The 14197-nt window shown below is 47.9% G+C and carries 15 protein-coding genes; 8 read left to right on the forward strand and 7 right to left on the reverse strand.

Annotation, left to right across the window (positions count from 1 at the left end):
- Positions 1 to 19: 19 nt before the first annotated feature.
- From hycI to M2387_RS20235, 7 genes are all read right to left on the reverse strand, one after another.
- Positions 20 to 505 carry a hydrogenase maturation peptidase HycI gene (gene hycI, locus M2387_RS20205; protein WP_259052073.1) on the reverse strand — a complete coding sequence of 162 codons (486 nt, stop codon included), beginning with the start codon at positions 503 to 505 and terminating at the stop codon, positions 20 to 22.
- Positions 498 to 974 (reverse strand): formate hydrogenlyase maturation HycH family protein, encoded by a 477-nt coding sequence (locus M2387_RS20210; RefSeq protein WP_259052074.1) that lies wholly within the window; start codon positions 972 to 974, stop codon positions 498 to 500. Before M2387_RS20210 ends, hycI begins: the two co-directional genes overlap by 8 nt.
- Complete coding sequence (locus M2387_RS20215; RefSeq protein WP_259052076.1) at positions 974 to 1771, reverse strand: NADH-quinone oxidoreductase subunit B family protein; 798 nt, start codon at positions 1769 to 1771, stop codon at positions 974 to 976. Before M2387_RS20215 ends, M2387_RS20210 begins: the two co-directional genes overlap by 1 nt.
- Positions 1768 to 2325, reverse strand: a complete 558-nt coding sequence (locus M2387_RS20220) for a formate hydrogenlyase complex iron-sulfur subunit (RefSeq protein WP_259052079.1) — start codon at positions 2323 to 2325, stop codon at positions 1768 to 1770. The genes M2387_RS20215 and M2387_RS20220 overlap by 4 nt, the downstream gene beginning before the upstream one ends.
- A 13-nt stretch (positions 2326 to 2338) precedes the next feature.
- On the reverse strand, positions 2339 to 4063 hold the full coding sequence (locus M2387_RS20225; protein WP_259052081.1) for a hydrogenase large subunit: 1725 nt from the start codon (positions 4061 to 4063) through the stop codon (positions 2339 to 2341).
- A 109-nt stretch (positions 4064 to 4172) separates the two neighbouring features.
- Positions 4173 to 4781: a 4Fe-4S dicluster domain-containing protein gene (locus M2387_RS20230; protein WP_259052456.1), complete on the reverse strand. Its 609-nt coding sequence runs from the start codon at positions 4779 to 4781 to the stop codon at positions 4173 to 4175.
- 160 nt (positions 4782 to 4941) lie between these two features.
- Positions 4942 to 5409 (reverse strand): formate hydrogenlyase regulator HycA, encoded by a 468-nt coding sequence (locus M2387_RS20235; RefSeq protein ID WP_259052083.1) that lies wholly within the window; start codon positions 5407 to 5409, stop codon positions 4942 to 4944.
- A gap of 337 nt (positions 5410 to 5746) precedes the next feature.
- On the opposite strand from M2387_RS20235, the gene hypA reads away from it, so the two are divergent.
- From hypA to M2387_RS20275, 8 genes are all read left to right on the forward strand, one after another.
- Complete coding sequence (hypA, locus tag M2387_RS20240) at positions 5747 to 6091, forward strand: hydrogenase maturation nickel metallochaperone HypA (RefSeq protein ID WP_259052085.1); 345 nt, start codon at positions 5747 to 5749, stop codon at positions 6089 to 6091.
- Positions 6092 to 6120: 29 nt separating this feature from the next.
- Positions 6121 to 6894 carry a hydrogenase nickel incorporation protein HypB gene (gene hypB, locus M2387_RS20245; protein ID WP_259052087.1) on the forward strand — a complete coding sequence of 258 codons (774 nt, stop codon included), beginning with the start codon at positions 6121 to 6123 and terminating at the stop codon, positions 6892 to 6894.
- On the forward strand, positions 6885 to 7163 hold the full coding sequence (hypC, locus tag M2387_RS20250) for a HypC/HybG/HupF family hydrogenase formation chaperone (protein ID WP_259052088.1): 279 nt from the start codon (positions 6885 to 6887) through the stop codon (positions 7161 to 7163). The genes hypB and hypC overlap by 10 nt, the downstream gene beginning before the upstream one ends.
- Positions 7163 to 8335: a hydrogenase formation protein HypD gene (gene hypD / locus M2387_RS20255; protein ID WP_259052091.1), complete on the forward strand. Its 1173-nt coding sequence runs from the start codon at positions 7163 to 7165 to the stop codon at positions 8333 to 8335. The genes hypC and hypD overlap by 1 nt, the downstream gene beginning before the upstream one ends.
- Positions 8328 to 9350 (forward strand): hydrogenase expression/formation protein HypE, encoded by a 1023-nt coding sequence (hypE, locus tag M2387_RS20260; RefSeq protein ID WP_259052094.1) that lies wholly within the window; start codon positions 8328 to 8330, stop codon positions 9348 to 9350. The genes hypD and hypE overlap by 8 nt, the downstream gene beginning before the upstream one ends.
- A 103-nt stretch (positions 9351 to 9453) precedes the next feature.
- Positions 9454 to 11535: a formate hydrogenlyase transcriptional activator FlhA gene (gene flhA / locus M2387_RS20265; protein ID WP_259052096.1), complete on the forward strand. Its 2082-nt coding sequence runs from the start codon at positions 9454 to 9456 to the stop codon at positions 11533 to 11535.
- A gap of 748 nt (positions 11536 to 12283) precedes the next feature.
- Positions 12284 to 13042 carry a hypothetical protein gene (locus M2387_RS20270; RefSeq protein WP_259052100.1) on the forward strand — a complete coding sequence of 253 codons (759 nt, stop codon included), beginning with the start codon at positions 12284 to 12286 and terminating at the stop codon, positions 13040 to 13042.
- A gap of 5 nt (positions 13043 to 13047) precedes the next feature.
- Complete coding sequence (locus tag M2387_RS20275; protein ID WP_259052101.1) at positions 13048 to 14196, forward strand: cysteine desulfurase family protein; 1149 nt, start codon at positions 13048 to 13050, stop codon at positions 14194 to 14196.
- Position 14197 lies beyond the last annotated feature (1 nt).

Here is a 14197-nt window from a genome sequence, read left to right on the forward strand (position 1 = left end):
CTCGTGAATGAGAGGGATATCAGTCAGTTTCCTGTTTAAAAGGCGCAATCCCTAAATCTTGTTCCAGGGCAGGCAATAGCTGATGAAGACGTTTTACCGCCTGTTCAACGACGGCACTCATGGGGAAGTAAAAGGCCACCACATCCGGCTGAATACCGACAAAGGTGATTTGCGGGATATCCTCGCGCAATTGCTGAATAAGGAAGGTAAGCGGTAAATTGTGGGTGGTCATCATAAACATCTCGGCGATATCATCTTCGTCGATAATGCGCATTTCACCGGGCGCCAGCCCCATATCGGTGGCATCGACAATCACCAGATGTTCCGGGCGTAGCTCGCGTAAAAAACCGATATCATTTTCAGGCGCAGCACCGCCGTCAACCACCGTCCAGCCAGAGAGAGGTTGTTCAGCACACAGCTCTGCAAGACGCGGACCTGCACCGTCATCCCCCATCATACTGTTGCCGACGCACAGCAGCGCAAAGCGGGAGTTTACATCACGCATCAAACCTCCTGACCATCAGATACATGGCGGGATCGTATTCAATTTGTGTCAGCAGAGCGATAAGCGCATCGCTCCAGCCCTGTTGTTCCGGGGTCATTTTTGGTCGAGCATCGCGCAATGCCAGCGCCAGCAAGTGGGTATGGCTGCTATCAATATTGATCTCGCCGAAACGCTGTACGCCGGCCAGCTTACGGTGCGCCTCGCTCTCTTCTGGCAGGCAGTTAACCCAGCTAATATAGCCGTCCAGCGGACATTCAAGGCGTGATTTCAGACAGTCGATAACGCCGAGGTGATGACCAATAGCCAGGCTGTAATACACCACTTCCTGCACTTTTTGTGAGCTATGTTTTCGGGCCTTTTCTTCATCGACAAATTTGCTGCTCAGCGAATAAAAAATGACTTTGTTTTTGTCAGGCTGCCCGGCATAAGGCTGGTGGCGCGCATAGCGCTGTTCGTTAACGTGGCTCATCACAGACGTACCTCTCCGCGCAGTACCTGCTGATAGATATGCAGCAGATTACCGACAATCTCGTTAAGGCGCAGGTCACCGCGCTGGTCAAGATAACTCGCTACCCGTTGTTCAACCGACTCAGTACCCGGTGCGACCACCAAATCCATAAACTGGTCGGCAATCTGGCGGCCATAGCGGTAACCCGCCATACGGTGCGCCTCGCGGTCCAGCAGCACGCGCAGCGGTTGCGGTAAAGCGGGGTGTAATAATGCCGCGGGTTCGCGGGCAGCTTCGTCGTGTTGCTGACCTTTTATTTTCTGATCGAGCAAACCCAGAGCCATGGCAAAGCCGTAAATGGTTGCGGCGGGTGTCGGCGGGCAGCCGGGAATATAGACATCCACCGGTACGATTTTATCCGTGCCGCCCCAGACGCAATACAGGTCGTGGAAAATACCGCCACTGTTACCGCAAGCGCCGTAGGAAACACAGATTTTGGGGTCAGGGGAGCTATCCCAGGCGCGCATGGCGGGAATGCGCATGGCACGGGTTACGGCCCCGGTAAATAGCAAAATATCAGCATGGCGCGGCGACGGAACCACTTTAATACCAAAGCGTTCTGCATCGAATAACGGCGAAATAGCGGCGAAAATCTCAATTTCACAGCCATTACAGCCGCCGCAGTCTACGCGATAAACATAGGCCGAACGACGAATGCTATGCAGCAGCGTGGATTTTAGTTTAGCGATACTCTCATCCAGCGTAATGGGGACGGGCAGACCGTTCGCATCACGTGGCGCAATCGGGTTATGACTCATGGATGGGCCTCCGTTGTCATATGGCGGCCGATATCAATCCGGTCGGAAGAAGAAAGACTGTGGCGTTTTTTACATTCAGGACAGGTTTCGTACTGTTCCCGACGCTCGGCAATTTGTTTGTCGCTCAGTGCCGCGCTCTCTTGCAACAGGCTGAGTGCGAAGTCGATTTCCTTTTGTACCGCGTAAGGTTTGCCGCAGGAACGACAGTGGCAGACAGGGAAATCGGCTGTTTCAAATAAGTCTTCTTTACGCCACACGGCCAGTTCAAACTCTTGTGACAGCGAAATAGCGGCGGTCGGGCAAACTTCCTCGCAGCGCGCGCAGAAAATGCAGCGACCTAAAAACAGCGACCAACGGATGGTTTCGCCATCTTCTGATGTGGTCATGGTTAGTGCATTCGACGGACAGGCGTTAGCGCAGGCACCGCAGGCAATACACTGCTGAGCAGTATATTGTGGCTTACCGCGAAAGTTAGGCGCAAGATCGAGTGGCTTAAACGGGTAAGACACGGTGGCGTCGCCGGTTTTGAGTACTTTTTTAATCAGTTTCAGCATGATGAACAGTTCCTTAAAGCGGCGAATTTTTACGTTCGATGCCGTAACGTTCTATCTCTTTGTAAGGCACCACAATGGAGGTTTTCTTACGCACATCGACGACCGTCATGCGGTCGGTGCAGGAATAGCAAGGATCGAGACTACCGATGATAAGCGGTGCATCAGATACCGTATTGCCGCGTAACATATAGCGAAGCGTTGGCCAGTTAGCGTAGGTGGCGGCACGGCAGCGCCAGCGGAACAGTTTCTGGTTATCACCGGTCATGCTCCAGTGAACATCATCCCCACGCGGGGCTTCAGCAAAACCGAGGGCAAAACGATGCGGAATATAGTTGAAACCTTCCACCGCCAGCGGACCGCTGGGCAGGTTTTGCAGGCCAAACTCAATCATATCCAGCGAGTTGAACACTTCGTGAATACGCACTTTTAAGCGGGAATAGACGTCATTTCCGGTTTCGCTATAGAGCTCAAAAGGTAATTTTGAGTAACCGGCATAAGGATGATCCTGGCGCATATCACGACGATGACCGCTGCCACGCACCATTGGCCCGACGTTACTGAAATCACGCGCTACCTGCGGGTCAAGAATACCGACCCCGACGCTACGCTGTTCGGTATTGGCGGTACTGAGAAGAATATTAACCAGGTCGTTCAGCTCCCGGCGCATGCCACCCGCCAGTGCGATAGTGGCTATCATGTCATCTTTGAGAATATCGCGGCGCATACCGCCAATCAGGTTCATACCGTAGGTTTTACGTGCCCCGGTGAGGATCTCCGCCATCTTCATTGACTGCTCTCTGACGCGGAAAAACTGCATAAAACCGGAGTCAAAACCGACAAAGTGACAAGCTAACCCGAGGTTAAGCAGGTGGCTGTGCAGGCGTTCGACCTCAAGCAAGATAGAACGGATCATCTGAGCGCGTTCAGGGACTTCAATGCCCATCGCATTTTCGACCGAAGAGGTATAAGCCACGCTGTGGGTAAAACCACAGATCCCACATACCCGGTCTGAGAGGAAGGTGACTTCGTTATAACCCATACGGGTTTCCGCCAGTTTCTCCATGCCACGGTGCACGTAAAACAGACGATAGTCGGCATCGATAATATCCTCGCCATCAACAAACAGGCGGAAGTGTCCGGGTTCGTCAGAAGTGACGTGAAGCGGACCAATCGGCACAATATTGCTGCTCTCTTTGGCCTCAGAAATAAACGGATAGGTTTCTGTATCGGTAGTTGGCGCCGGGCGCTGACGATAATCCATCGCATCTTTACGCAGAGGATATAAATCATCCGGCCAGTCATCCGGTAACACCAGTCGACGCTCATCCGGTAGCCCGACAGGGCGCAAACCATACATATCGCGGACTTCACGTTCACCCCAGACCGCCGCAGGAACACGCGGTGTCACGGAAGGGAATTCCAGGGAAACAGGATCAACTTCAGCACGTACTGTTATCCAGCACTTCACCCCTTTTTCCATCGACAGCACGTAATACAGCGCATAATTGCCGCAGAGGGTACGTTCGTCGTTACCGAACAGCACGGAAAGCCAGCCACCCTGCTGGTAATACAGCCATTCAACCACTTCAGGTAACCAGTTGAGCCTGATGGTGACGGTGGCCTGGGTATCGGTTTGCCAGCTGCTGCCTAAAATGGCCGATGGGAATTGCTTTTCGAGATCCGCCAGATACGCTTTGCCGACCGGGTTTTGATTTAATGCAGTATTGAATTCATTCATTACAAAGCCTCTTCCCACAGTCGTGAGATAAGAAAAATGTCAGGTCAGCCAGCAGTCCGCTTTGAAACTAATCTCAGAGATGCCGGAGCCATTGGAAATATTGTTGTGATTATTTGGCTCCCTCATCAGGGACATCGAAGGTGGTCAGCCTGGTCGAAAAGACATTCATCGCATTCAGCCGTTTTTGCTGGCTGGCATTCTCACTTAGTGCCGGGGTGACCAGCGTGATGGCCTGTGTCGGACAAGTTTTAATACAGGCCGGGCCTTCAGAGCTGAAATTGCACAAGTCGCATTTCACCGCTACCGCACGCACGCCCGGCACACAGTCCAGGAACGGACTGACAGCCCGCGGTGGACGTGGGGCAGGTCGTGCTTTTGAGGTATTACAGTCCAGGGGGATATCCAGAGGTGTACTGCCGGAGAAGGTAATGGCGCCGAATGGGCAGGCGAGTGCGCAGAGTTTGCAGCTCACGCACAGACTTTCATTCAGATAAATGGCGTCATTTTCGCGTGTGATAGCATTGACCGGACACACCTGGGCGCAAGGGGCATCTTCACACTGGTGACACATCACCGGTGCCGAATCCAGACGGTTCCTCATCACTTGTAGACGGGGTGCGGATTGTAAACCCTGGCGTTGATGCTCCTGCGAACAACTCGCCATACAGGTATTGCAGCCGATACACAGTTTCGGATCGGCTATCACATATTGATTCATGGCATGTTTAACGCTCATGAAGTCTCCTCAGTATTTCATCAAAAGTGACGAAATCGGCACTTAATTTGATATTTCGACATTTATGTCGGAGTTGAACCCAGTAAAAACGGTGCTGAAATATCTCTTTACTGCCGCAGCAATAATTTATTTCAGAATTAACTCAGGCATTGCCGAGTAATTTTTCGAGCTGCGGATGAATAGGTTGATTACTTTTCAGCGAATCAAAAATACACTGATAAATAGCTGAAATTTTACTGAGATAATGTTCCAGCACCGCGTTTTTATCTTTGATATCCACAGAGCCATCGACTAAGCCTTCTTCGCTCAGCGTGGCATGGGCAAATGTTTTAAAATCATCGACTTCATTGCTATGCGCCATATTCAGGCTGTAAACAATATCCTGGCTATAGAAGTCGTCACTGAGGTAAATACTGACGGAAAAATAGTCAAACAGCGTAAAGCAGACACCCCTCTCTTCGCCGCAGCTGAAATCATGATTTATCTTTTTATTTGAATGGGTTACTGCCTGCGTCAGACTGTTCTGATAGAGGCTCCATTGCGCTTTCAGATGGTTGTTTTTGCTGGCAATGTAATCTGCTTTATTGGTCAGATCGCTCAGAGTACTCATTGTTATTACCCGTAATTAAATGATGTGCCGGTGCCTTTTTTTATTCGCCGGGATGCAAAAAGTGACGACAAAAAGAGGGTGCATACACTGGTACTGGCATAAAGCGTGCCAGTTTCCACAATTTTTTGATTACTTATTTATTATTAATAAGTTAAAGCGACTGCTAATTATTTTCCTGACCGGGTGAAAAGTACGATGACATGTCGATGACACTTTATTTCGACATATATGATGGCGCGTTATTGAGGGGTATTCTGAACCTTCTCATTATTTCTGGCATCAATATTGCAGTCACTCTTTCATACTCTCTTTATTAATCTCCGGATGGCGGATAATAATGCACGAGATCACCTTATGTCAGAATGCGGTAGAAATAATGCAGCAGTTTGGGCGGCAAAATAATGCCCGGAAAATTACCGCGGTCTGGATGGAAATAGGCGCCTTTTCCTGTGTAGAGCCGGAAGCGGTGCAATTTTGCTTTGAACTGGCGTGTCGTGAAACGCTCGCTGAAGGCTGCGAATTACATCTTGAAACACCACAGGCCGAAAGCTGGTGCTATCACTGCCAGCAGGAGATCACCTTACTCAGCCCTAGTGTGCTGCTCTGCCCGATCTGCGGCGGACGAGATGTGCGAGTGGTCGCTGACGACGGCATGAAAATTAAACGAATTGAAATCGAATAACGGGTAGCGGTTTACCCGGGGAGAAAGCTATGTGTAGTACCTGCGGTTGTGCCAGCGGCGAACTTCGTATCGAAGGCGTCAGCCCTGAACACACTCATCACCATTCCCACGAACATTCTCATGCTGACAGTCACGGACTGCCGTTTGCGCCACGTCGGCTGGTGGATATCGAAATGGACGTGCTGGCGAAAAATAACCATATCGCGACCCATAATCGCGAGCATTTTGCCACAGCGAAGATTGTGGCACTGAATCTGGTGTCCAGCCCGGGCTCAGGTAAAACCACCTTGCTGACCAGCACCCTGACTCGCTTAGCTGCTCAGGTTGACTGCGCGGTCATCGAAGGTGACCAGCAAACCACCAATGATGCTGACCGTATCCGTGCCACCGGGGTTCCCGCCATTCAGGTTAATACCGGCAAAGGTTGTCATCTGGATGCGCAGATGGTTCACGATGCGCTGCATCAGCTAGCGCCGAAAAATAACAGCCTGCTGTTTATAGAAAATGTCGGAAACCTGGTGTGCCCGGCCAGCTTTGATCTTGGCGAACGCCATAAAGTAGCGGTGCTATCCGTCACTGAAGGGGAAGATAAACCGCTGAAGTATCCGCATATGTTTGCCGCTTCAAGCCTGATGATTTTGAATAAAATTGACCTGCTGCCCTATGTCAATTTTGACGTCGAAACCTGCATCGCCAATGCCCGCCAGGTGAATCCGCAGATTGAAGTGATCCAGCTTTCCGCCACCAGCGGCGAGGGTATGGAGCTGTGGCTGACATGGCTGGAGCAACAACTATGTGCATAGGCATTCCGGGACAAATTGTTGCCCTGCATCAACAGCAGCCCGACCATGCCTGGGCTGAGGTTTGCGGGCTACGACGTGAAGTGAATATTGCGCTGGTCTCTGAGGGAGATCCCGAAGCTTTGATAGGCTGCTGGGTGTTAATCCACGTTGGCTTTGCCCTCAGCCGGTTAGATGAGCAGGAAGCGCTGGAAACCTTGGCGGCATTACATGCCATGGAAGAAGTCGAGGCGGATGTTGCCCTGTTCCTCGGCGCCGGGGAGGCCAGATAATGCGTTTTGTTGATGAATTCCGCGACCCTCAACTGGCAAAAACGCTGATTGAACGGCTACACCAGCGGGCGGCATTCCTGCCCTACAGCGCGAAAAAACCGATGCAGATTATGGAAGTTTGCGGCGGTCATACTCATGCTATTTTTAAATTCGGCCTCGATAAACTGCTGCCCCCACAGCTGGAATTTATTCATGGTCCTGGCTGCCCGGTGTGTGTATTACCTATGGGGCGCATTGATGCCTGCTGCGAAATCGCTTCTCACCCTGAGGTGATTTTTTGTACCTTTGGTGACGCCTTGCGGGTGCCGGGAAAACAAGGCTCCCTGATCCAGGCGCGTGAGCGTGGGGCCGATGTCCGGGTGGTTTACTCCCCACTTGATGCCCTGAAACTGGTGCGTGAAAATCCTGAACGGCAAGTGGTCTTCTTCGCCCTGGGCTTTGAAACCACGATGCCCGTCACCGCCGTCACCCTGCAGCAGGCACGACGCGAAGGTCTGACCAATTTTAGCGTCTTTTGCCAGCATATCAGCCTGATGCCAACTTTACGCAGTCTGCTTTCGCAGCCGGATGTGCGGATTGATGCCTTCCTGGCACCCGGCCACGTCAGCATGATAACCGGCATCACTCCCTATCATTTTATCAATGAAGAGTTTAGTAAACCCTTGGTTATCAGTGGCTTTGAACCGCTGGATATGCTGCAAAGTGTGCTGATGCTGGTAGAGCAAGTTTGTGAGCAAACCTGTAAAACCGAGAATCAATACAGCCGCGTGGTACCGACCGAGGGTAACCTGCTTGCACAAAAGGCGATGAACGAAGTCTTTATGCTTGCTGGAAGCAGCGAGTGGCGTGGACTAGGCTTAATTGAAGAGTCCGGTATTTCCCTGACTGACGCCTACGCGAGCTTTGATGCCGAACGCCGCTTCAGTCCGCAGGCTCAGTCAGTTGCCGACGATCCGCGTTCCCGTTGCGGTGAAGTGTTAACCGGGCGCTGTAAACCCCATGAATGTCCATTGTTCGGTAGCGGCTGTACGCCGCATAACGCATTTGGGGCACTGATGGTCTCTTCAGAAGGGGCCTGTGCCGCATGGTATCAGTATCGTCATCAGGAAGAGGCTCTCGCGAATAAACCTCAGCCCAAGTGCCAACAACAGAAGGTCAGTCAGGATGAATGAGAACAAACAAGTTATCACCATGGCGCATGGCAGCGGTGGTCGCGCGATGCAGCAGATAATCGAACAGATGTTCCTCAGCGCGTTTGATAATCCCTGGCTTAATGAACGGGAAGATGGTGCGCGCTTGTCGCTAGCCAGTCTGACTGCGCAGGGCGACCGACTGGCATTTACTACCGACAGCTACGTGATTGACCCGATTTTTTTCCCGGGCGGTAATATCGGTAAACTGGCGGTCTGCGGAACGGCAAACGATCTGGCTGTGAGTGGTGCAACCCCGGCCTATCTTTCCTGCGGTTTTATTCTGGAAGAAGGGTTGCCGCTCGATGACTTACAGAAAATTGTTAGCGCCATGGCGCAGACGGCAAGGGATGCGGGAATTGCGATTGTCACCGGTGATACCAAAGTGGTTCAGCGAGGCGCTGCCGATAAAATATTTATTAATACCGCCGGGATTGGCGTTATTCCGACCGAAGTGAACTGGGCGGCAACTCATATTAAAGCTGGCGATAAAGTCATAGTCAGCGGCACTTTGGGTGACCACGGGGCCGCTATTCTTAACCTGCGCGAAAATTTAGGCATGGATTTAGGGGTCGAGAGTGACTGTGCCGTGCTGGCACCGATGATTGCTCCTCTGCGTGAACAAGCTGGGGTTCATGCTCTGCGTGATGCAACCCGTGGCGGCGTGAACGCGATTTTACATGAGTTCAGTGCCGCCAGTGGTTTTGGTATTTGTATCGATGAAAATAGCCTGCCGGTAAAACCGGCGGTGCGTGGCATTTGTGAACTGCTGGGCCTGGAGCCGCTGAATTTTGCCAACGAAGGCAAAATGGTGGTGGTCGTGTCAGCCGAGGAAGAAGAGGCGGTACTGGCGCTATTACGTAGCCATCCGCTGGGCATGGATGCCGCGACCATCGGTGAGGTGACAGAAAACCCACAAGTGTGTTTGCGCGGTGCTTTGGGTATTTCTCGCCAGTTAATGCTACCTCACGCAGAACCTTTACCCCGTATTTGTTGATCTTGTCTGGGGCTCGACTACGTTGAAAGGAGTACACTTTTTTCAGCGTCTTAATTTTTGAAACAACCTGTTTCCATAATCGATGTTATTTAGAGCAAACACTATGCCGAGTACCACCATAAGCGTCACGAAACATAAAGGATTACTGGAGCTTGCGCGCACACTGTTGCAGCAACAGAATATGACGTCGCTGCTGGAAACCTTAACTCAGGTTATCCAGACAGCAGGGATTGCTGACGCCGTGACGCTTGTGCTGTTCGACGACAATAGTGCCCGCGTCAGTTTTTATGGTATCGATGCCCAGCATCAGCCGGTGACCTACGAAGATGAAACCCTGCTGGCGGGCGGGCCGGTACACAGCCTGCTCGCTCACCCTCAAACATCGGCCTGGAGCTGGGAAGCGCTGCATTTTCGCTATCCTCAACTGGCTGCGTTAAAACTTTACCCGGAGTTTTCTGACTATTGTCTGGTGCCTTTGCGGATCTCGACCCGGACACTGGGCGGCTGTGAGTTCACTCGTCAGCGTGGCGAGCCGTTCAGCCAGGAAGATCAGAATGGTTTATATGAACTCTGCTTACTAACTGCCATCGCCGTCGAACAGATCCAGCTGCGTGAGAATGCCTTGCACCAGCAGGCCATGCTGCGCCATGAGCGCGATGACTTCCGTATTCTGGTTGATATTACTAACGCGGTACTGTCCAAGCTCGATCTTGATGAGCTGACGGGTGAAATTGCCAAATCCATTCACCATTTCTTCCACATTAATGCCATCAGCATTGTATTGTGTGACGCCGATAAAGAGAGCGACCAGGCCAGCGTTTACTCGACGCATTATCTGCCGAGCCATATTGCAGAACGCGAACAGACACATATGAGGCTTGCGGGTTCACTGGAACAGCAGGTGATGAAGAACGGTAAAATGCTGCTGTCCAACGTGAAGGCCGGTGAAGGGATTGACGAGGATAAGAGTAAGTTTTTCAATCGACTCTGGCGCGACCAGACCAAAACCTTGTGCTTACTCCCTCTGTGTTTCGGGCATAAAACATTAGGTGTACTAGAACTGGCCCGCTGTCAGCCGGATAATTTTAATGCTGCTAACCTGCGGGTATTGCAGCAAATCGCCGCCCGTATTGCGATTGCGGTGGATAATGCTTTAGCCTACCAGGAAATTAAAAGCCTCAAGGAAAAGCTTCAGCACGAAAACCTCTATCTTACCGAGCAAATTAACAGTAATAACCCGAATTTCAGCGATATTGTTGGCCGTAGTGCCAGCATGTCGGAAGTGTTAAAGCAGGTTGAAATCGTCGCGAAAAGCGACTGCACGGTACTGATCCTTGGCGAAACGGGAACCGGTAAAGAACTGATTGCCCGTGCGATTCATGACCTGGGCGATCGCCGTAATCAGCGCATGGTTAAAATGAACTGCGCGGCGATGCCCGCCGGATTAATGGAAAGTGATTTATTTGGCCATGAAAAAGGGTCATTTACCGGCGCAACCACCCAGCGTATGGGCCGTTTTGAACTGGCCGATAAAAGTACTTTATTCCTTGATGAAGTCGGGGAAATTCCCATTGAGTTACAGCCTAAGCTATTGCGTATTTTACAAGAGCAAGAATTTGAACGCGTCGGTGGCAGCAAGCTGATTTCTGTGGATGTGCGTATTGTTGCGGCAACCAACCGGGATCTGGGTCAGATGGTGATGGATAAAGAATTTCGCAGCGACCTCTTTTACCGGCTGAATGTTTTTCCGATTGTTATTCCCCCCCTGCGTGAACGCCCAGAAGATATTCCCCAACTGGTGAAATTTCTCACCTATAAAATAGCCAAACGCATGAAACGTACCATCGACAGTATTCCTTCAGAAACCCTTCGCCAGCTGAGCCGCATGCCGTGGCCGGGTAATGTGCGCGAACTGGAGAATGTTATTGAACGCGCAGTGTTATTATCCCGAGGTTCAGTACTGGACTTACAGCTGCCGGAAATAAAATATCCGCTCAATGTTGCGGCCTCAACTCCTGCTCCCGCCCCCATGCTGCATGAGGATGATGAGCGCGAGCATATCATTCAGGTATTAAAAGAAACCAACGGCGTGGTGGCCGGGCCGAGAGGTGCAGCACAACGCCTGGGATTAAAACGTACAACTTTATTATCCAGAATGAAGAAATTGGGTATTACGGTCAATTAACGTTTTATTGTCGACTCATTATTTCTTCAGATATCCGTGTGATTACTACAGGGAAGACGGTCGACGGATATAGCTTGATTATATCTGTCGACTGTCTGAACGCGTTATCTGCAAGCTACTCAGCCTATTCAATATTAGCCCATCCTTTACTCTCAAAATCTGTCGATTTTAGAGTATCGTAATCAGTCATAAATCCTACCATCATCGATCATTTCAACCATGGGCGGTAGTGTGGTGAGTACTGGAACAGTTACCGCAGGCATATCCACCCTCGCGGCACTGGGAAGCAGCAGAATGCTACCTACGATACGGTTTAAGACGTTTTTTCATATCATTCGTCGGCAGGGAAACGTCTGGAACCTTAAGCGAGTAATTAAAACGCTGCATGGATAATGGCCCGGAATTTATTTCCCTGACACAGGAACAGTGGGCTGAGAAACATAGCGTCATGCTGGAATTTATTAATCCGGGGAAGCTGATATAGAACGCTTTTGTTGGGTGTATTAGCCGAACATATCGGACGGAAATACGGGTGATAGAACTAAAAATAGGAATAACTTTAGTAGCCTAAATATAAAGTCTTTTTATTCATGATAAATAGATAATTAAACCAAGAAAAACAAAATATGCGATATTAAAACTCAAGGTTAACCATTCATTAATGGATGTTTACATAACGCTATTAAATAACCATTCTATAAATGTGGGTATATATTACAATACGGGTTTGTAAATAAAGGAGTTATGTATGTACAGTGAAAATACCAGGAGTTTTCTGAATTTACTAGATGAGCAGATAGTATCTAATGATGTGATCGTTTATTTAGAAGGTGGGCATTATAATAGCAATTATGGGCCTGATGATTTTTCTATAAACTCGCTTAATGAGGCCATCTATTTTTCAAAACAAATCATCAAAAAACACAAAAAAGGAGTCAGACTGGCTTTTGGTATACTTATTGATAACTTGGGATTGAATTGCTCAAACAATAACACTTGTGAAATAAAAAACACTACTGATAAAAATGAAGTTGAATTAAATCAAGAAATAGAAGCCATAATACAATTAAACAAATTAATAAAAAGAGATAAGTTCATCATATTTAATGAAAGAACGACTAAGAATAGAGCGATAGATTCTTTAAAGAAAATAAAAAATAATAAAGAATTGATAATGAGTAAGGAGGTGGATGGTAAAGTTGATATTATGTATGAAAAAGATGAAGTTAGGTTTCTTCTTGCTAAAAAAAATGAAAATAGAATATCAGCCAGATGCCCATTGTTAATGGCTCAGCACTATAAAGATATAATTAGTACATTAAATAAAAGATACAATAACCATCAGATAATAATTTTTGACTGGTCTCAAATAGAAGACAAGACGAAGGTGACTCAAGGAAGATTAGCATTGAAACTTTTTTCTGACGAACAACAAATGCCAGTTAATATAAACAACATATTTTATATTGGTGATGATAATGAAATGGTTGAGATAGTCGAGGACTAATGTAAATGATTTACTTAGATAACAATGCAACAACCCCAGTAATCAAAGAGGTCATGGATGTAATTATAAATAGCATGATTAATGATTATGCTAACCCCGCATCGTTAAGTCACTTTGAAGGTATTAAATCTTCCATTCGTCTTAAAGAATATAGAGACTCCATATGTGAAAATTTAGGGGCTGAAATTGACTCAATTTATTTTAATTCCGGCGCGACTGAGTCTAACAATACTATATTGAAATCATTAGTAGAATTATTTCCTACAGAAAAAATCCATATAATAACAAGCAAAATTGAACATAAATGTATATTAAATACATGTGGTTATCTTGAAAGTAAAGGCGTTGAGATAACTTACCTACCCGTAAATAAAAATGGTGTTGTTAATGTTGACTCATTAAGAAGTGCGATCAAAAAGAACACCAGGCTTATAAGTGTCATGGGGGCCAATAATGAAACTGGTGTTTTACAGCCAATAAAAGAAATGGGTAATATTGCAAAGGAAAATAATGTATTGTTTCATACAGATCTTGCTCAAGTTATAGGAAAAATACCATTTTCATTCAAGGATTATAATATAGATTTCGCAAGTTTTTCAGCGCATAAATTTTATGGGCCTAAAGGAGTTGGTGCAATTTATTGTAAGCATAGTAATTTGTTAAATCGTTATCCATTAATTCATGGAGGAGAACAAGAGAAAGGTTTTCGTAGCGGAACAATAAATTTAGCAGGAATAGCAGGAATGGCTAAAGCAGTAAGTCTTATAAAAGAATTTTGCGCTGAAAATAAAATGAATGAAATGTTTGAGTTGAAATTATTCTTTATAAAGAAATTAACTGATTCTATACCAGGTGTATTAATTAATGGGGATGTTTACAATAGCCTGCCAAATACGATTAATTTCTCTCTGGATGGTTTAAAAAGCAGTACTTTTTTAAAAAAAATAAAATCTAAAATATCACTAAGTAGTGGTTCAGCCTGCATGTCTGCAGAACAAAAGGGCAGCCATGTATTATCAGCAATGGATCTGAGTGAAGATAGGATACAAAATTCAATACGATTAAGCTTCAATCATTTCACTACAGAGAAAGATATTATTCAATCACTGGGTATAATTATCGAAACAGTCAACAGATTCAAAGGGTTGAATTGAA

It is taken from the genome of Klebsiella sp. BIGb0407, from assembly GCF_024807845.1.
In the GTDB taxonomy this organism is placed as follows: domain Bacteria; phylum Pseudomonadota; class Gammaproteobacteria; order Enterobacterales; family Enterobacteriaceae; genus JGM124.